Annotated in this window: 14 protein-coding genes; 9 read left to right on the top strand and 5 right to left on the bottom strand. The window is 72.4% G+C overall.

Annotation, left to right across the window (positions count from 1 at the left end; genetic code table 11):
* Positions 1-23: 23 nt before the first annotated feature.
* The 3 genes from OG917_RS04775 to OG917_RS04765 all read left to right on the top strand — a co-directional run bounded on the left by OG917_RS04775 (position 24) and on the right by OG917_RS04765 (position 2,253).
* Positions 24-779 (top strand): SDR family oxidoreductase, encoded by a 756-nt coding sequence (locus tag OG917_RS04775; protein WP_328316268.1) that lies wholly within the window; start codon positions 24-26, stop codon positions 777-779.
* Positions 780-917: 138 nt separating this feature from the next.
* Complete coding sequence (ung, locus tag OG917_RS04770) at positions 918-1,601, top strand: uracil-DNA glycosylase (RefSeq protein ID WP_328316267.1); 684 nt, start codon at positions 918-920, stop codon at positions 1,599-1,601.
* Between the two features lie 196 nt (positions 1,602-1,797).
* Complete coding sequence (locus tag OG917_RS04765; RefSeq protein WP_328321658.1) at positions 1,798-2,253, top strand: hypothetical protein; 456 nt, start codon at positions 1,798-1,800, stop codon at positions 2,251-2,253.
* Between the two features lie 94 nt (positions 2,254-2,347).
* Here the strand turns inward: OG917_RS04765 and OG917_RS04760 are convergent, their stop codons facing one another.
* Complete coding sequence (locus tag OG917_RS04760) at positions 2,348-2,836, bottom strand: hypothetical protein (RefSeq protein WP_328316266.1); 489 nt, start codon at positions 2,834-2,836, stop codon at positions 2,348-2,350.
* A gap of 74 nt (positions 2,837-2,910) precedes the next feature.
* Positions 2,911-3,423 carry a DinB family protein gene (locus OG917_RS04755; protein WP_328316265.1) on the bottom strand — a complete coding sequence of 171 codons (513 nt, stop codon included), beginning with the start codon at positions 3,421-3,423 and terminating at the stop codon, positions 2,911-2,913.
* A gap of 273 nt (positions 3,424-3,696) precedes the next feature.
* Here OG917_RS04755 and OG917_RS04750 point away from each other — a divergent pair, with 273 nt between their 5' ends.
* The gene (locus tag OG917_RS04750) at positions 3,697-4,602 is read left to right on the top strand and encodes a Gfo/Idh/MocA family protein (RefSeq protein WP_328316264.1); all 906 of its coding nucleotides are present in this window, start codon (positions 3,697-3,699) and stop codon (positions 4,600-4,602) included.
* On the opposite strand, the gene lnt is transcribed toward OG917_RS04750, so the two are convergent.
* Together lnt and OG917_RS04740 are read right to left on the bottom strand one after the other, a co-directional pair.
* Entirely contained in the window at positions 4,526-6,097 is a 1,572-nt protein-coding gene (gene lnt, locus OG917_RS04745) for an apolipoprotein N-acyltransferase (protein WP_328316263.1), read from the bottom strand. The two genes, OG917_RS04750 and lnt, sit on opposite strands and share 77 nt — an antisense overlap.
* Positions 6,098-6,222: 125 nt before the next feature.
* On the bottom strand, positions 6,223-6,750 hold the full coding sequence (locus OG917_RS04740) for a nuclear transport factor 2 family protein (protein WP_328316262.1): 528 nt from the start codon (positions 6,748-6,750) through the stop codon (positions 6,223-6,225).
* A gap of 159 nt (positions 6,751-6,909) precedes the next feature.
* Here OG917_RS04740 and OG917_RS04735 point away from each other — a divergent pair, with 159 nt between their 5' ends.
* The 5 genes from OG917_RS04735 to meaB all read left to right on the top strand — a co-directional run bounded on the left by OG917_RS04735 (position 6,910) and on the right by meaB (position 16,811).
* Positions 6,910-7,689 (top strand): crotonase/enoyl-CoA hydratase family protein, encoded by a 780-nt coding sequence (locus tag OG917_RS04735; RefSeq protein WP_328316261.1) that lies wholly within the window; start codon positions 6,910-6,912, stop codon positions 7,687-7,689.
* 147 nt (positions 7,690-7,836) lie between these two features.
* Positions 7,837-11,544: a S8 family serine peptidase gene (locus OG917_RS04730; RefSeq protein ID WP_328316260.1), complete on the top strand. Its 3,708-nt coding sequence runs from the start codon at positions 7,837-7,839 to the stop codon at positions 11,542-11,544.
* Between the two features lie 165 nt (positions 11,545-11,709).
* The gene (locus OG917_RS04725) at positions 11,710-13,611 is read left to right on the top strand and encodes a methylmalonyl-CoA mutase family protein (RefSeq protein ID WP_328316259.1); all 1,902 of its coding nucleotides are present in this window, start codon (positions 11,710-11,712) and stop codon (positions 13,609-13,611) included.
* Positions 13,611-15,812: a methylmalonyl-CoA mutase gene (gene scpA, locus OG917_RS04720; RefSeq protein WP_328316258.1), complete on the top strand. Its 2,202-nt coding sequence runs from the start codon at positions 13,611-13,613 to the stop codon at positions 15,810-15,812. Before OG917_RS04725 ends, scpA begins: the two co-directional genes overlap by 1 nt.
* Before the next feature lie 3 nt (positions 15,813-15,815).
* Positions 15,816-16,811: a methylmalonyl Co-A mutase-associated GTPase MeaB gene (gene meaB, locus OG917_RS04715; RefSeq protein ID WP_328316257.1), complete on the top strand. Its 996-nt coding sequence runs from the start codon at positions 15,816-15,818 to the stop codon at positions 16,809-16,811.
* Between the two features lie 84 nt (positions 16,812-16,895).
* On the opposite strand, the gene OG917_RS04710 is transcribed toward meaB, so the two are convergent.
* On the bottom strand, positions 16,896-18,293 hold the full coding sequence (locus OG917_RS04710) for a hypothetical protein (protein WP_328316256.1): 1,398 nt from the start codon (positions 18,291-18,293) through the stop codon (positions 16,896-16,898).
* Positions 18,294-18,322 lie beyond the last annotated feature (29 nt).

Below are 18,322 nucleotides of genomic sequence, written 5' to 3'. Positions count from 1 at the left end.
GGGAAGCAAGGGGAACAACGGACATGACTGCACAGGACAGCGGGAAGGTCGCGCTGATCACCGGCGCGAGCCGCGGTATCGGATACGGGATCGCCGAGGCGTTCGTCGCCCGGGGCGACCGGGTCTGCATCACCGGTCGCAACGAGGACGCGCTCAAGGCGGCGGTGGAGCGGCTCGGCGCCGACCGGGTGATCGGTGTCGCGGGCAAGGCCCATGACGAGGCGCACCAGGCGGCGGCCGTCGAGCGGGTCATGGAGGCGTTCGGCAGGGTCGACCACCTGGTCAACAACGCCGGTACCAACCCGGTGTTCGGCCCGATGGCCGAGATGGACCTGAACGTGGCGCGCAAGGTCTACGAGACCAATGTCATCTCGGCACTCGGCTTCGCCCAGCAGACCTGGAAGGCGTGGCAGAAGGAGAACGGCGGCGCGATCGTGAACATCGCGTCCGTCGCCGGGGTCTCCGCCTCGCCGTTCATCGGTGCGTACGGCATGAGCAAGGCCGCGATGGTCAACCTCACCCTGCAGCTGGCGCACGAGTTCGCCCCGGCGGTACGGGTCAACGCCATCGCGCCCGCCGTGGTGAAGACCAAGTTCGCCGAGGCGCTGTACGAGGGCCGCGAGGCGGAGGCAGCCGCCGCGTACCCGCTGGGCAGGCTCGGAGTCCCCGAGGACATCGGGGGCGCCGCCGCCTTCCTCACGTCCGGCCAGTCGGGCTGGGTCACCGGTCAGACGCTGGTCGTCGACGGCGGGATCTTCCTCAACGCCGGCGTCGGCTGAGCCGGCCCGCAACCCGGTCCACCGGCGGACGCCCCGGCCCCGCCCACCGCACGGCCCCGGACATCCGTCCGGGGCCGTTGTCAGTGGCCGCGGGTAGGTTCTGGAGGAAGAACGAATCGCACACCGGAGGTTGTTGACGTGACCGGAACCGACATGCTGCCCGCGTCGTGGCGCGGCGTCCTCGGCGATGAGCTGGAGAAGCCCTACTTCAAGGAGCTCACGGCTTTCGTCGAGGAGGAGCGGGCCAGGGGACCGGTCTACCCTCCGCGCGATGAGGTCTTCGCCGCCCTCGACGCCACACCGTACGACAGGGTGAAGGTGCTGATCCTCGGCCAGGATCCGTACCACGGGGAAGGACAGGGGCACGGGCTGTGCTTCTCGGTGCGACCGGGCGTCCGTACACCGCCCTCCCTGCGGAACATCTACAAGGAGATGAAGGAGGAGCTCGGCCACCCGGTCCCGGACAACGGCTATCTGATGCCGTGGGCCGAGCAGGGTGTCCTCCTGCTCAACGCGGTGCTCACGGTGCGCGCGTCGGAGGCCAACTCCCACAAGGGCAAGGGCTGGGAGCGGTTCACGGACGCAGTGATCAGCGCGGTGGCCTCGCGGCCCGACCCGGCGGTCTTCGTGCTCTGGGGGAACTACGCGCAGAAGAAGCTTCCGCTGATCGACGAGGAGCGCCATGTGGTGGTGAAGGGAGCCCACCCGTCGCCGCTCTCCGCGAAGAAGTTCTTCGGCTCGCAGCCCTTCACCCGGATCGACAAGGCAGTGGCCGGTCAGGGGCACGAGCCGATCGACTGGCGGATCCCCGACCTGGGCTGACCGGAGTCGCCCCGTGCGTCCGGCGGGCCCGTCGCGGTGGTGGTGCCCGCCGCCGTGCGGGGCACCGCACCGGACGCCACGGGCCGGTCCGTGAAGATCCGGCGGACAGGGCCTAGCGTCGGCGGTACGCCGGGGAGACCGCTCGCGGGCGTGCGCACGGGTACAGGAGGCAGTGGTGAAGGAGTCGCAGCAGGAGATGTCGGGGGACGCCGTCATGGGCAGGATCGGTCAGGTGATCATGCTGCTGCACGGAGGGGACCGGGAAGAGGCCCGGAACCGGTTCGCCGGGCTGTGGGAGGAGATCGGCGCGGCAGGCGACGCCCTGCACCGCTGCACCCTCGCGCACTACATGGCAGACACCCAGGACGACCCCGAGGACGAGCTGCTCTGGGACCTGCGGGCACTGGCCGCGGCCGAGAGCCTGGACGACGCGCGAGCCGGCCGCCATGACGCCACGGTCGCGGTCCGCGGCTTCTATCCCTCCCTGCACCTCAACCTCGCGGCGGACTACCTGAAGCTGAGGCGCAGGGAGGCCGCGCGCCTGCACCTGGGCCGTGCGCGGTCCGCGACGGGTGCGCTCGCGGACGATGGCTACGGGGACGGCGTGCGGGCGGCGATCGACCGCCTGGAGTGGAGGCTGGACGAGGGGTAGCGGCCTTGCCGCAGCCCGCTCGTCACGGCCTCCGGCCACCGTCCGCGCTCCGCGTGGGGGGCCTGCCCGGCTCGTACCGGCACCGGCGCCGGTGTCACCGCCCGTAGGTCTGGTGGCAGATCCGTGCCTGGGGGCTGTCCGGCCGCCAGCCTCCGTAGCCTTCGCCGAGCGCGCAGACATCCGCCGTGGCGCCGGAGGGGTGGGCCGCGTGTCCGCGACGGTGCCGTGGGGCCGGCTGTGCGGGGCGCGCGATCCGCGGGGCCGCGCGGGGGCGGGCGGGCCGGACCACGACGCCGGTCCGGGCGGAAGCCGTACCCGCACCGGACTCCGGAGCGCCGCCGGTGGGGTGCCCCGCGGGCGGGGCGGCGCCCCGGCGGGCCGTCCCCGGTCCGGGACCCACCGTCTCCAGCGCTTCGACCGGGGGGCCCTGCGCGATCTGGGGGCCGGCGCCCCGCGCGTGGTGGGCGGGTGTCCGTACCGGCCCGGACGGGGATTCCGCCGCCGGCGGGACGGCCACACAGCCGGAAGCGGCCGAGACGGCCACCCCCAGCAGGGCTAGAGCAATGATCTTCGTTCGGTGCACCCGCCCAACTCTGCTGCCGCACAGCCCGTTCCGGGTGGCAGAAGCACGGACAGGCCCCGCACGGGTGAGTGGGGCTACTCGCCGGTGACGCCGTCGATCCGCTCCCGGATCAGATCCGCGTGGCCGTTGTGGCGGGCGTACTCCTCGATCATGTGGGTGTAGATCCACCGCACACTGAACTGTTCGCCCCGGCGGCTGCGCCCCTTGGAGAGGTCGTCCAGCGCGTACCCGGCCGCCAGCTCACGGGCGTAGGCGATCTCCCGCTGCCAGGTGGTGTTCGCCTCCTCCCAGGTGTCCGCATCGGTGACATGGAAGTCCCCGTCCGGATCCTCCTCGCTGAAGTACAGCGGCGGGGTGTCCTCGCCCGCCAGCACCTCGCGGAACCAGCCCCGCTCCACCTCGACCAGATGCCTGACGAGCCCGAGCAGCGACAACTCCGAAGGCGGAATGGGTGTTTCGCGCAGCTGTTCGTCGTTCAGGCCCGCGCACTTGAGGGCCAGGGTGGCGCGGTGGTAGTCCAGCCACCCTTCGAGCATGGCGCGTTCGCCGGCGGTGAGCGACGGCTCATGGCGTTCCGGTGTTGTCATGCGGAGCATCATCACCCACCGGCCGGTGACCCCGCCACGCGATATCCGTGCGGCGGACGTGGGGCGCCGGGGGAGTGCAGGACCGGAGCCCCGCGGTGCGTCTCCCCGACAGCGAGGCTCTGTTCCGCGCTGCTCGGGGGCCCGCCGCCGCCGTGGCGCACGTATGCTGCCCAGCGCGGGACCAGGACACGACAGGCCGGGCGCTGGTCACCGGGCCGGTCATGAGTCCGGCGGACAGATCGGCACACCGGCGTACGGAAGAGAGAGATCCCTGTGAAGGTCGGCTGCATCGGGCTCGGGGACATCGCGCAGAAGGCATATCTGCCGGTACTGACGACCCTGCCCGGGATCGAACTGCATCTCCAGACCCGGACCCCGGCCACTCTCACCCGCACCGCTGACGCGTTCCGTATCCCGGCGGACCGGTGCCATCCCGATCTGGACTCGCTGCTCGGGCAGGGGCTCGACGCCGCGTTCGTCCACGCCCCGACCGGTGTGCACCCCGAGATCGTCACCCGGCTGCTCCAGGCGGGCGTGCCGGTCTACGTCGACAAGCCCCTCGCCTACGAGCTCGCCGACTCCGAGCGGCTGGTGGCTCTCGCAGAGGACCGCGGGGTGAGTCTCGCCGTCGGCTTCAACCGGCGGCTGGCACCCGGCTACGCCCAGTGCGCCGACCACCCACGCGACTTGATCCTGATGCAGAAGAACCGGACGGATCTCGCGGAGGACCCGCGCACCCTGGTGCTCGACGACTTCATCCACGTCGTCGACACCCTGCGGTTCCTGGCGCCGGGCCCGGTCGAGCAGGTCGACGTGCGGGCCCGGATCCGTGCGGGGTTGATGCACCATGTGGTGCTGCACCTCTCCGGTGACGGCTTCTCCGCGATCGGCTCGATGAACCGGGTGAGCGGCTCAACCGAGGAGATTCTCGAAGTCTCGGGCGGCGGCACCAAGCGGCAGGTCCTCAATCTCGCGGAGGTCGTCGACCACAAGGGGCAGCCGACGGTCCGCCGCCGCGGCGACTGGGTGCCGGTGGCCCGCCAGCGCGGGATCGAGCAGTCCGTACTGACCTTCCTCGAAGCCGTGTCGGCGGGCAGGCTGCTCAGCGCCAGGGACGCCCTGCTGACCCATGAGCTCTGCGAGCGTGTGGTCCTGCGGGCTCAGGAGCAGGCCGTCTGACCGATCGCACCCCCTCGACCGCGCACAGCACGGCGAGCACCCCGAGCGCACCCTGCACCGGCCAGTCGCCGAATCTGACGTAGAGCGTCGTGCCGTGGGCCAGCGGGATGTCGTACACCTGCGACGCGATGAGGCCCGTACCCAGCTGGGGGCCGACGCGCTCGCCTCCGGGGCCGTACACGGCGCTCACCCCGGTGAGCGTGGCGTGCACCATCGGGCGGCCGGTCTCGGCCGCCCGCAGCGCGGCCAGTGACGCGTGCTGCCCGGGCGCCCAGCTGTGCTGGAACGACGAGGTCGACGACTGCGCGACGAGGAGCTGTGAACCGTCCCTGGCCAACTGCCTGCTCATGTCAGGGAAGGCCGTCTCGAAGCAGATCAGCGGCCCCACCCGGAGTCCGCCCGGCAGCTTCATGACGACCTGGCGCGTGCCGTGCCTGCGGTCCTCGCCCGCTGCCCGGCCCACCGATGTGGCCCAGCCGAGCAGGGAACGCGCCGGGATGTACTCACCGAACGGGACCAGCCGCATCTTGTCGTAACGGTCACCGGTCAGCCCGGCAGGCCCGACGAGCACGGAACTCTTGTAGATCCCCGGTGCGTCGGATCGCCTGGCATCCACATTGACCAGGATGTCCGCGCCTGTCTCCCGGGACAGCCGGGCGATCCGGGCCGTCAGATCCGGACGGGCCGCCAGATCCTGGCCCACACTGCTCTCGCCCCACACCACCAGGTCGACATGGCTGCCGGCCAGCCGGCGGGTCAGGGCCTCGCTGCGGGCGAACCGGGCGTTGATGCCCCGGATGATCCCCGGCTGGACGACCGCGACCCTGGTCCCTCCGGCCGTCCCGGGGCGCGGCGCCCACACCCAGACGGCCCCGGTGAGAACGGCGCAGGCCAGTACTCCGGCCACCCCTGTCGTACGGGCCGACTCGACCACCAGCAGCGCCACGGCGCCGGTGTTGAGTGCCACCACGAAGAGGCTCACCAGCCAGACCCCGCCGACCGACGCCAGCCGGAGGGCCGGGGCGACCTGCCACTGGCTGGAGCCGAGCAGTCCCCAGGGCCCGCCGAGCCCCTGCCAGGACCTGACCAGCTCGACCATCAGCCATCCGGAGGGCACCACGACCAGGGCGGCCGCAACCCGCGCGGCGCTCGCCGCGCCGCCCAGCATCCACCGGACCAGCCACCCCCAGGGGGCCCAGAGCAGCCCGAGCAGCGCGGCCAGGATCACGATGAAGACATTCAGGCTGGGAATCAGCCAGTGGTGCACGGAGACCATGAACCCGGTACCGCCGAGCCAGCCGTCCAGCGCCGCCCGACGCCCCGTCGGCGCCCCGCGCGCCAGCAGCATCCAGGGCACCAGGGCCACATAGGCGAACCACCAGAGGGACGGTGCCGGGAAGGCGAGCGCCGGCAGCGCCCCGGCCAGCAGCGCCGCGGCGCCGCGCCACCAGGGCGAGCGGACGGCCCCTCGCAGCCGCTCCAGCGGAATCTGCATCCAGCGCCTCCTCGCTCCCGCCCCGTGAGCAGCCACGTGCGAACGGTCTCCGCCCGGGTTGTCGCTTCACACAGTGTGGGGGAGCGGGACCCTCACCGACAGTGCGCCCGTACGCGCACGGCGTGTCAGATCCCGTCCCGCGCCCCGGGAACGCGCCGCCACTTCTCCCGCACCACGACCCCGCGCAGCCGCCATCCCTCCTCCGTCCTCACCAGCGTGAAGACGTAGCGGCCGCCGGAGACGAAGTCCGGTGCGGCCGGGCCGGCGGTGGCTCCGGAACCGGGGGCGTCCGTACCCGTCCCGGCGCCGGTGCCCGTCGGCCCGGATCTCAGCAGCATGGGGTTGAGGTAGTCGGCCTGCAGCTCCGCCCGGTCTCCCGGGTAGCCGCCCAGGTCCTGGAACCGCAGCCGCCGGTTGACGATCAGGTGCTGGCGCACCGGAAAGAGCCGCATCGTACCGGCGAGCCAGCCCGCGATCTCCGCCGCCGGACCCTCCACTCCGCCCGCCGCGCGGTAGTCGGCCCGGCCGTCCGGTGCGAACAGGGCCCGGTAGCCGTCCCAGTCGCCGTCGTCCACGGCCACCGCGTAGCCGGTGATCAGATCGTCGATGTCCAGCCGGTCCATCACGGTAGCGAGTTCCACGCGCTGAGTCATCGCCTCAGTCTCCGGCAGCCGGCGCCCCTGGCCAAGGGGTCTGCACGACCGCCCGGGACGGCACCGCCGTGCTTGTGGGGCTGCCGGACCGCGTGCTAGAGCTGCTCGCCCGGACGGAACCCGGCCGGACCTGGCCGGAAGAAGAGGAGCGTGGCCCGGATGTCCGTACGCAGTGAACGCAACGGCGCTGTCACCACCGTGGTGCTCGCACGCCCCGGGGCGCGGAACGCGGTGGACGGCCCCACGGCTCTCGCGCTGGCCGACGCCTTCCGCGCGTTCGACGCCGACCCCGGTGCCTCGGTGGCCGTGCTCTGGGGCGAGGGAGGCACCTTCTGTGCGGGGGCCGACCTGAAAGCCATCGGCACCCCGCGCGGCAACACCGTCGCCGCGACCGGCGGCGGGGACGGCCCGATGGGGCCGACCCGGATGCGGCTGAGCAAGCCGGTGATCGCGGCCGTCTCCGGCCACGCGGTGGCCGGCGGGCTCGAACTGGCCCTCTGGTGCGATCTGCGGGTGGCCGAGGAGGACGCCGTGTTCGGGGTCTTCTGCCGCCGCTGGGGCGTCCCGCTCATCGACGGCGGCACCGTGCGGCTGCCCCGCCTCATCGGTGAGAGCCGGGCGATGGACCTCGTACTGACGGGCCGTCCGGTCGGTGCCGCCGAAGCGCACGCCATCGGACTGGCCAACCGCGTCGTCCCCACCGGTACCGCGCGGGAGGCCGCAGAGGAACTCGCCGCCTCCATCGCCGCGTTCCCGCAGACCTGCCTGCGGCAGGACCGGCTCGCGCTGCTGGAGCAGAGCGGCCTGTCCGAGGCCGACGCGCTCGCGGGTGAACTGCGGCACGGCCGGGTCTCGCTCGCACAGGCGCAGCGCGGGGCGGACGAGTTCGCCGCGGGAGCGGGGCGCCACGGCGCGTTCGGTCCGCCGCCCGGCCCCTGACCTGCCCGCACGTCTCCCCCTGGCAGTTAGCCGCCATGGCGCCTATCCGCCAGCGCATTCACCACACGGCCGCCGCGAGCGCCCCGAGACTCTTCGCAGTGCCCGGGACCACCCCCTTCAGCCCGGGCCACCGGAGAGAGGGGCACCATGACCAGAGCACCTGCGTGGCGCAGAGCCAGATGGCTCTCCGCCGGACTGGCACTCGTACTGCTCCCGGCAGGACAGGCGCTCGCGGCGACAGGAGCGGGCGGTACCCCCGCTCCGTCCCGCACCGCTTCGTCCGCCACCGCACACGCGGCGCACACCGTCACCCTGATCACCGGCGACCGGGTGTCCGTCACCGACCTCGGCGGCGGCCGCAGTACGGTCTCCGTGCAGCGGCCCAGGGGCGCGACGGGAGCAGTCCGCAGCCAGACGTCCGACGGCCGGGTCAGCGTGGTGCCCGACGAGGCCCTGCCCTATCTGCGCTCGGGCGTCCTCGACAAGCGGCTCTTCGACGTCACCGGTCTCGTCGAGCAGGGCCTCGGCACGGACAAGGCCGGCGGAGTCCCGCTGATCGTCACGTACGGCAAGGGTGTCCGCAGCGCCGCACCGCGTGGTGCCACGACGGTGCGTTCCCTGCCGAGCGTGGGCGGCGCCGCCGTGCGGGCCGCCGCATCCGGCGCCTTCTGGAAGTCGCTCACCGACTCCCGTACCCGGCAGGCCGGTTCCTTCGCCGGCGGCGTCAGTAAGGTCTGGCTCGACGGCCGGGTCAAGGCCGACATGGCGGAGAGCAACGCCCAGATCGGGACCCCCGAGGCCTGGCAGGCCGGACTCACCGGCAAGGGCGTCAAGGTCGCCATACTGGATACCGGTGTGGACTCCGACCACCCCGACCTGAAGGGCCGGATCAGCGCGTCCAAGTCCTTCATCGCAGGTGAGGAGACCACCGACCGCAACGGCCACGGCACCCACACCACATCGACCGTGGGCGGCAGCGGTGCGGCCTCCGACGGCAAGGAGAAGGGCGTCGCTCCGGACGCCGACCTGGCCGTCGGCAAGGTGCTGTCGGACGAGGGCTCCGGCACCGACTCCGAGATCATCGCGGGCATGGAATGGGCCGCCAAGGACATCCACGCCAAGATCATCAGCATGAGCCTGGGCTCCCAGGAGGCCAGCGACGGCACCGATCCCATGGCCGCGGCCGTCAACACCCTCTCCAAGGAGACCGGGGCGCTGTTCGTGGTCGCCGCGGGCAACACCGGGTCCCCCACCTCCATCGGCTCGCCCGGCGCGGCCGACTCGGCGCTCACCATCGGGGCGGTCGACTCCGCCGACCAGCCCGCCTACTTCACCAGCCAGGGCCCGCGGCTCGGCGACAACGCGCTCAAGCCCGACCTGTCGGCGCCCGGCGTGGACATCCTCGCCGCCCGCTCGCAGTACGCCGAGGGCAGCGGCTCGTACCAGACCATGAGCGGGACCTCGATGGCCACCCCGCATGTCGCGGGCGTCGCGGCGCTGCTCGCCCAGAAGCACCCCGACTGGACCGGACAGCAGCTGAAGGACGCGCTGATGTCGACGTCCAGGACGCTGCCGGACCCGGTGTACACGCTGGGCGCCGGCCGGGTCGACGTCCCCGCGGCCACCACCGCGAGCATCACCGCCACCGGCAGCGCCGACCTCGGCTTCTACTCCTGGCCGTACGAGGACGACAAGCCGGTCACCCGCACGGTGACCTACGCCAACTCATCGGACACCCCGGTGACTCTGGCGCTCGCCGCCGACGGGGCAGCCGACGGCGTGGTCGAGCTCGCCGACACGAGCCTCACCGTGCCCGCGCACTCCACCGCGCAGACCACCGTCACCGGTGACGGCGCCAAGGCCCCCGTCGGCAACACCTCCGGGCAGATCACCGCGAGTACCGGCGGCAAGATCGTCGCGCACACCGCCTTCGGCCTGGTCAAGGAGGAGGAGCGGTACACCCTCACCGTCCATGTGAAGGACCGGGACGGCGCACCGGCCGCCGCCGACCTCGCCGTGCAGGAACTGGCCGCGGGGACCGAGGCGTACAGCGCGGCCGTCGGCGAAACCGGCACGCTCACCCTCCGGCTGAAGCCCGGCACCTACTCGGTGGCGTCCTTCCTGGACGTACGCGGCGCCGGGGGGAAGGACTCGCTCGGCCTCGGCTTCCTCACCGACCCGCAGATCGCCATGGACCAGGACCGTGAGATCACCCTGGACGGAAGGCAGTTGCACCAGATCAAGGCCCAGGTGCCGCGGCGCACGGAGACCCGTCAGCTGCTGATGGAATTCGACCGCAAGGCCGGCGGCGCCGACTTCGGCGGCGCGGTGCAGGTACCGGTCACCTACGACAGCATCTTCGCCGCGCCCACCAGGAAGGTCACCGACGGGACCTTCGAGTACCGGACGGTCTGGCGCCTCGGCAAGCCCCTGCTCGAAGCGGTCGCGGGCGGCAAGCGCCTCGGCGCAACCGTCGTACAGGGCGGTTCCACCCTGCTGGAAGGCCGCCACAAGGCCGCCGTCGCCGACCTCGGGAACGGCACCGCCGCCGACTTCGAGGGCAAGAACGTACGAGGCAAGGCCGTCCTGGTCCGCGCCACGGCCGGTGTCACCCCGCAGCAGCTCGCCGCAGCCGCGCAGCAGGCAGGAGCGGTCTCGCTCCTCGTCACCGACGACACGCCCGGAAAGCTCAGTACCTGGTTCGGCGCGGACGACGGATCGGACATCCCGCTGCAGGTGGCATCCGTGAACGCCGCGGACGGCGCCCTGCTGGCCGCCACCGCGCGCCGCCACGGCACGGTGGAGCTCACCGGCACCCGTTACACGCCGTACGTCTACGACCTCTCCGACGGCCACCCGGGCGCGGTCCCGAAGGACCTGACGTACAAGCCGGGCACGAAGGATCTCGCCACCCTGGACACCACGTTCTACGCCCCCAAGCCCGTCGACGGCGGTGAGTTCCGCTACTCGATCACCGGCACCTTCCCGGTCGGCTTCGGATTCGCGGAGAGGACCCACTACCCGGCCGGGCGTACCGACTACGTCAGCACCGGCAAGGGCCAGACCTGGATGCAGTCCGTCACCGCCGGTCCCACCCTGTCGCTGGAGGAGCGGAGCGGCCTCGTCGCCTACAAGGGCGGCAGCCGCAGCGCGCTCGACTGGTTCAAGCCCGTGCTGCACCCCTGGCTGGGCACCGGACTGGGCTGGGGCCAGCAGCGGTCCGGCAACGACCTCCAGTTCAACACCCCGGGCTGGGGCGACTCCGGCCCCGACCACACCGGCTTCGGTGACGTGTGGGGCGACGACTCCATGACCCAGACCACCGATGTGTACGCGAACGGCGTCCAGGTCGACCACGCGACCAGCTCGGGCGCGTACGCCTGGGACGCCGACCCGGCCGAGACCACGTACAAGGTGGTCACCGACACCACACGCGACCCGGGCACCTGGGTGCTCTCCACGAAGGGCCACTCCGAGTGGACCTTCCGGTCGGCGCAGACCCCGGCGGACCGCTACACCTATCTGCCGCTGCTCAACCTGGGCTTCGACGTGGACACCGACCACGCCGGTGACGTCCGGGCCGGGCGCACCCTGCCCGTCGCCATCGCCGCCGAGTACGTCAAGGGCGCGGCGGGCACCGGAAAGATCAAGTCCGGGACGCTGGAGGTCTCGTACGACGACGGCAAGACCTGGAACTCCGTCGGGCTCAGCGCGGTCCACGGCCAGTCCGCCGGCTGGAAGGGCTCGCTGCGGGTCCCCAAGGACGCCGGGTACATCTCGCTGCGCGCCTCCGCCACCGACGACCGGGGCGGCTCGGTGAAGCAGGAGATCATCCGGGCCGTGGGGGTGAAGTAGCCGCAAGCGGGAGCGAAACAGCAGAACCAGTACATCTCCGGGCCGCCGGCCCGGACCGGGAGCCCGGTACGGCAGGCCGTGCCGGGCTCCCGCACGAACGAGAGAGTCCAAGGTCACAGTGGTTCTCTCAAGTGCACACCTGTCCCCCTCGCCTAGCATCTGAGCATGACGGTCCTGCCCGACAACGGGTTCCCCCTGGCCGCCGGATTCCCGCATGCGACCCATGAGCAGTGGCAGAGCCTTGTGGAAGGCGTGCTGCGCAAATCGGGTAAGGATGTCGCGGGTACGGCGGCGGAAGCAGCGCTCTCCACCGAACTGGACGACGGCCTGGTCGTCCGGCCGCTCTACACCGCACCGGACAGCGGCGGCGTACCGCCGGCGCCCGCGGGGCCCGCAGGGCTCCCCGGGTTCGCCCCGTTCACCCGTGGCAGCGCCCCGGCCGGCCGGGTGGCCGGTGGCTGGGACGTACGCCAGCGGCACAGCCGGCCCGACCCGGCGCGCACCAATGCGGCGGTAATCGCCGACCTGGAGAACGGCGTCTCGTCCGTATGGCTCACCGTGGGCGACGCGGGTGTCCCGGTGTCCGGGATCGGCGCGGCTCTCGAAGGTGTCCATCTCGACCTGGCACCGGTCGTCCTCGACGCGGGCGCCGAATCCGAGAGTGCCGCGCGGGAGTTGCTCCGGCTCTTCGACGAGCGCGGAGTCGCTCCCGGCGCCGCGCTCGGCACGCTGGGCGCCGATCCGCTCGGCCACACGGCCCGTACCGGCGCGCACGACGGCGTGGCGGAGCACACCGCGCAGGCCGCGGCCCTGGCGCACCTGTGTCACCAGCGGTACCCGCAGGTCCGGGCGCTGGTCGTGGACGCGCTGCCCTACCACGAGGCGGGCGGGTCGGCCGCGCAGGAGCTGGGCTGTTCGCTCGCCACCGCGGTGGCGTATCTCCGCGCACTGACCGCCTCCGGGCTCGATGTCGCGGCGGCCTGCGGACAGCTGGAATTCCGCTACGCGGCCACCGCCGACCAGTTTCTGACGATCGCGAAGCTGCGCGCGGCGCGCCGTGTCTGGGCCCGGGTGGCCGAGGCGTGCGGCGCCCCGGCGGCCGGGGCGATGCGCCAGCACGCGGTGACCTCGCCGGTGATGATGGCGCGCCGCGACCCGTGGGTGAACATGCTCCGTACGACGGTGGCCTGTCTGGCCGCCGGGACCGGCGGTGCGGACGCGGTGACCGTACTGCCCTTCGACCACACCCTCGGGCTGCCGGACGACTTCGCCCGGCGCATCGCCCGGAACACGTCGACCATCCTGGTGGAGGAGTCCCATCTGGCGCGGGTGATCGACCCGGCAGGCGGCTCCTGGTACGTGGAGCAGCTCACCGACGAGCTCGCGCAGGCGGCCTGGCAGTGGTTCCAGGAGATCGAACGGGCCGGCGGCCAGGAAGAGGCGCTGCGGTCGGGGCTGATCGCGGGACGGCTGGCGGAGACCTGGGAGCGGCGCAGCGAGAAGCTGGCCGGCCGGAGCGAACCGGTCACCGGGGTCAGCGAGTTCCCCCAGCTCGTCGAACGTGCCGTCGTCCGGGACCCGGCGCCCGCCGCCGCCGGTGGCGGCCTTCCGGTGGTCCACCGCGACGACGCCTTCGAAGCGCTGCGGGCCCGCTCGGACGCCCATCTGGCGGCGACCGGCGCCCGGCCGCGGGTGTTCCTCGCCTCGCTGGGCCCCGCTGCCGCGCACACCGCACGGGCCACCTTCGCCTCCAACCTCTTCCAGGCGGGCGGCATCGAACCGGTCCACGGGCCGGTGCCGGGCGCCCCCGGCACGGCCGCAGCGGCCTTCGCCGCATCGGATACCACCCTGGCCTGTATCTGTTCCAGCGACGCCGTCTACGCCGAACAGGCGGCGGACACCGCCACCGCGCTGAAGGCCGCCGGAGCGCGGCAGGTGTTCCTTGCCGGCCGCCCCGGCGACCGCCGGGACGCGTATCTGGAATCCGGGGTCGACGGTTTCGTCTTCGCCGGGGAAGACGTGGTGGCCGTGCTGACCTCCGTCCTCGACCGTATGGGAGTGGCGTAATGCAGATCCCGGACTTCACCGAGACCGACCTGGGGTCGGGTTCCCCCGGCGCGGCCACCGACGAGCAGTGGCGGGCCGCCGTGAAGGAGGCCACCGGCCACAGCGTCGACGAGCTGGTCTGGCAGACCCCCGAGGGCATTCCCGTCAAGCCCCTCTACACCGGACAGGACACCGAGGGGCTCGACTTCCTCGGCACCTACCCGGGGATCGCGCCGTATCTCCGCGGCCCGTACCCGACGATGTACGTCAACCAGCCCTGGACCATCCGGCAGTACGCCGGATTCTCCACCGCCGAGGAGTCGAACGCCTTCTACCGCCGCAATCTGGCGGCCGGTCAGAAGGGCCTGTCGGTCGCCTTCGACCTGCCGACCCACCGCGGGTACGACAGCGATCACCCCCGCGTCACCGGCGACGTCGGCATGGCGGGCGTGGCCATCGACTCGATCTACGACATGCGCCAGCTCTTCGACGGCATTCCGCTGGACCGCATGTCGGTCTCGATGACGATGAACGGGGCGGTGCTCCCCGTGCTGGCGCTGTACATCGTCGCCGCCGAGGAGCAGGGCGTACCGCCGGAGAAGCTCGCGGGGACCATCCAGAACGACATCCTCAAAGAGTTCATGGTCCGCAACACCTACATCTATCCGCCGAAGCCCTCCATGCGGATCATCTCGGACATCTTCGCCTACACCTCGCAGAAGATGCCGCGCTACAACTCCATCTCCATCTCCGGCTACCACATCCAGGAAGCCGGAGCGACGGCGGACCTGGAGCTCGCCTATACGCTGGCCGACGGCGTGGAGTACCTGCGGGCCGGTATCGCCGCCGGGATGGACGTGGACTCCTTCGCGCCCCGCCTCTCCTTCTTCTGGGCGATCGGCATGAACTTCTTCATGGAGATCGCCAAGCTGCGCGCGGCCCGGCTCCTCTGGGCCAGGCTGGTCAAGGAGTTCGATCCGAAGAACGCCAAGTCCCTCTCGCTGCGGACCCATTCGCAGACATCCGGCTGGTCCCTCACCGCGCAGGACGTCTTCAACAACGTCACCCGCACCTGCGTCGAGGCGATGGCCGCCACGCAGGGACACACCCAGTCGCTGCACACCAACGCACTCGACGAGGCGCTGGCCCTCCCGACCGACTTCTCGGCCCGGATCGCCCGCAACACCCAGTTGCTGCTCCAGCAGGAGTCGGGCACCTGCCGGGTCATCGACCCGTGGGGCGGCAGCGCTTACGTCGAGAAGCTCACCCACGATCTGGCGCAGCGCGCCTGGCAGCACATCGAGGAGGTCGAGGCGGCCGGAGGCATGGCGCAGGCCATCGACGCGGGCATCCCCAAACTCCGCGTGGAGGAGGCGGCGGCCCGCACCCAGGCCCGGATCGACTCCGGCCGCCAGCCCGTCGTCGGCGTCAACAAGTACCGCGTGGAGACCGACGAGGAGATCGACGTACTCAAGGTCGACAACTCCTCGGTGCGCACCCAGCAGATCGCCAAGCTGAAGCGGCTGCGCGAGGAGCGCGACGAGACGGTCTGCCAGGAAGCGCTGCGGGCACTGACCGACGCCGCCGGCCGCGCCCCGGGGCCGGACCTCGACGGCAATCTGCTGGCGCTGGCGGTCGACGCGGCGCGGGCGATGGCGACCGTCGGCGAGATCTCCGACGCCCTGGAGAAGGTCTACGGGCGGCACGCGGGACAGATCCGTACGATCTCCGGTGTGTACCGGACCGAAGCAGGGGAGTCGCCCTCCGTGGAGCGCACGCGCACGCTGGTGGACTCCTTCGAGGAGGCCGAGGGGCGCCGTCCGCGCATCCTCGTCGCCAAGATGGGGCAGGACGGCCACGACCGGGGCCAGAAGGTGATCGCCACCGCCTTCGCCGACCTGGGCTTCGACGTGGATGTCGGCCCGCTCTTCCAGACGCCCGGTGAGGTGGCGCGGCAGGCGGTCGAGGCCGATGTGCACATCGTCGGTGTCTCGTCGCTGGCAGCGGGGCACCTCACGCTGGTGCCCGCGCTGCGGGAGGAGCTGGCGGCCGAGGGCCGGGAGGACATCATGATCGTGGTCGGCGGGGTCATCCCGCCCCAGGACATCCCCGCCCTGCACGAGGCCGGCGCCGCCGCGGTCTTCCCGCCGGGCACGGTGATCCCGGACGCGGCGTACGACCTGGTGGTCCGGCTCGCCTCCGCCCTCGGCCACGAGCTGTAGCCGATGGCACCTCACATCGATCCCGACCGCTACGCCCAGGGCGTCATCGACGGGTCGCGGGCCACCGTCGCACGTGCCATCACCCTGGTGGAATCCACTCGTGCGGACCACCGGGCCCTCGCCCAGCAGCTCCTGACCGCCCTGCTCCCGCACGCGGGGAAGGCGCGCCGGATCGGGATCAGCGGGGTGCCGGGCGTCGGGAAGTCCACCTTCATCGACGCGTTCGGCACGCTGCTCACGGGTCTGGGCCACCGGGTGGCGGTGCTCGCCGTCGACCCGTCCTCCAGCAGGACCGGCGGCTCCATCCTGGGCGACAAGACCCGGATGGAGCGGCTGGCCGTGGACCCGGCCGCCTTCGTCAGGCCCTCCCCGACCGCCGGGACCCTCGGCGGGGTGGCCCGCGCCACCAGGGAGGCCATGGTCGTGGTGGAGGCGGCCGGCTACGACGTCGTGCTCGTCGAGACCGTCGGTGTCGGCCAGTCCGAGACCGCCGTCTCGGACATGGTGGACTCCTTCCTGCTGCTCACCCTGGCCCGCACCGGCGATCAGCTGCAGGGCATCAAGAAGGGGGTACTGGAGCTGGCCGACGTCATCGCGGTCAACAAGGCGGACGGCCCGCACGAACGCGACGCACGCTCGGCCGCCCGTGAACTCGCGGGCGCCCTGCGGCTGATGCATCCGTCCGACGCCGCCTGGACCCCGCCGGTCCTCAGCTGCAGCGCCCGGGAGTCACTCGGCCTCGACACCGTGTGGGAGCGGCTCGAACAGCACCGCAAGGTCCTGGACGGGTCGGGCAGGCTGGCAGCCAAACGCCGTGACCAGCAGGTCGACTGGGCCTGGACCATGGTGCGCGAGGGGCTGCTGAAGGAGCTGCAGGACCATCCGGACGTCAGAAGGCTCGCCCCGCAGCTCGAACAGGAGCTGCGCGACGGCACACTGACGCCGACCCTCGCCGCCGGGCGGATCCTCGGCGCGTTCCGCGGTACACCGCCTGCCTGAGCCGCCGGTACCCGGGTGAGCCGCCGGTACGAGGAGGGCGGCCCGGTGCGGAACTCCGCACCGGGCCGCCCTCTCCGCCCGCTATCACCAGGTGGTGAGCAGCAGATGGTTGACGAGCAGGGCGAGGACCGCCTGGAGCGTCAGCCAGCGGCGCCGGTCCGCGCCCGGCAGCAGCGCCGCCGCGGGCAGCAGCCAGAGCGCGAAGGGGATCCAGATCCGTTCCGTCTCCGCCTTGCTCATGCCCGACAGGTCCGCGGCGAGCAGTGCGAGCAGGACGGTCAGGACGAGGATGCCCAGCCGGTCGGCGGCGTCGTCCCGTCCGCCGTACCAGCGGCGGGCCGCACCCGGGACCGCGGCCCCGGCACGCCGCAGCCCCGCCACGGAGGCCAGACCGGTGATGATCACGGCGCAGGCCAGGTTGCCCCAGACCCAGTAGCTCTGCGGCCGGTCACCGCCCACGCCCTGGTAGTAGCGCTCGACCAGCAGGCCGTACGCCTCCCACCAGTCGAAGCCCGCGAGCGTGAACGCCAGGGCGACGAGGGCCACTCCGGACAGCGCGGGTGCCAGCGGGCGAGCCGAACGGGCGAGGAGCAGGACCGCCACTGCGGGCACCGCGAACAGGGCCAGCCCGTACGAGAGATAGAGGGCCCAGCCGAACAGCAACCCCGCGGACAGGGCGACGAGTGCGGGGCGGCGGACCGCGCGGGTTGCCGACAGGGCCAGCAGGGCGACCGCCCAGGCGGCGACCGCCGCGAAGTACCCGTCGGCGGATGTCCCGATCCAGACGGCGGCCGGTGCCAGGACGAGGAAGGGCGCCGCCCGGCGCGCGGTCCGCTCGCTCGTCAGCGCGCGCAGGGCCACCAGCACGGCGACCGCGGCCGATCCGCCGACCATGATGCACCAGGTGCCCGCCCAGCCCCCGCCGCCCAGCCCGATCCGGTCAAGCCAGACGAAGGTCAGCGTGGCGCCCGGCGGATGCCCCGCCACATGGGCGGGCCAGTTGTGGGGATGGCCGATCAGGATGTGCTGGTCGAAACCGCGCAGCGTCGGACCGATGTGCGCGAACCGGTCGATGACGCTGAGGTATTCGTTCCGGTTCGTGAGCCGGTTCGCCACGCCCCGCTGCCAGCCGTCGACCAGGGCCAGCGACCAGATCCAGGCGGTCGCCGCGCCCCAGACCGTGAGGGTCAGCGACCGCCAGGACAGCCGGCCGGCGAGCGCGGGACCGTGGACGACCGCCCCGGCCGCGACGGCCACGGCGGCGGGCGTGCCCGGCCCCGCATGCGGGAACCACGCCGCGAGCAGCGGCGGCCATGCCACGTGCAGGGTGCCGCCGGCGTTCTGGATGGCGGTGCCGACGACGGCGGCCACAGCGACGAGCAGCGCCCCGGCGAGGGCGGCGACGGCGTCCGGGCGGCGTCCCCGGCGTGCCGGAGGAGCAGGCTCGGCGGATGTCCGGGCGAGGGGGGCGGGGGCTGTCACGGCTCCACGCTAGGCCGCCAGGGGCCGGG

It is taken from the genome of Streptomyces sp. NBC_00388 (assembly GCF_036061255.1).
In the GTDB taxonomy this organism is placed as follows: Bacteria; Actinomycetota; Actinomycetes; order Streptomycetales; family Streptomycetaceae; genus Streptomyces.
Note: the sequence above shows the minus strand (reverse complement) of the source record. Positions and strands in the feature narration are given on the sequence as shown.

Coding starts and splice junctions, on each gene's coding strand:
- OG917_RS04775 (WP_328316268.1), top strand. CDS start 24: ATGACTGCACAGGACAGCGGGAAGGTCGCGCTGATCACCGGCGCGAGC.
- OG917_RS04765 (WP_328321658.1), top strand. CDS start 1,798: ATGTCGGGGGACGCCGTCATGGGCAGGATCGGTCAGGTGATCATGCTG.
- OG917_RS04755 (WP_328316265.1), bottom strand. CDS start 3,423: ATGACAACACCGGAACGCCATGAGCCGTCGCTCACCGCCGGCGAACGC.
- lnt (WP_328316263.1), bottom strand. CDS start 6,097: ATGCAGATTCCGCTGGAGCGGCTGCGAGGGGCCGTCCGCTCGCCCTGG.
- OG917_RS04740 (WP_328316262.1), bottom strand. CDS start 6,750: ATGACTCAGCGCGTGGAACTCGCTACCGTGATGGACCGGCTGGACATC.
- OG917_RS04735 (WP_328316261.1), top strand. CDS start 6,910: ATGTCCGTACGCAGTGAACGCAACGGCGCTGTCACCACCGTGGTGCTC.
- OG917_RS04730 (WP_328316260.1), top strand. CDS start 7,837: ATGACCAGAGCACCTGCGTGGCGCAGAGCCAGATGGCTCTCCGCCGGA.
- OG917_RS04725 (WP_328316259.1), top strand. CDS start 11,710: ATGACGGTCCTGCCCGACAACGGGTTCCCCCTGGCCGCCGGATTCCCG.
- scpA (WP_328316258.1), top strand. CDS start 13,611: ATGCAGATCCCGGACTTCACCGAGACCGACCTGGGGTCGGGTTCCCCC.
- meaB (WP_328316257.1), top strand. CDS start 15,816: ATGGCACCTCACATCGATCCCGACCGCTACGCCCAGGGCGTCATCGAC.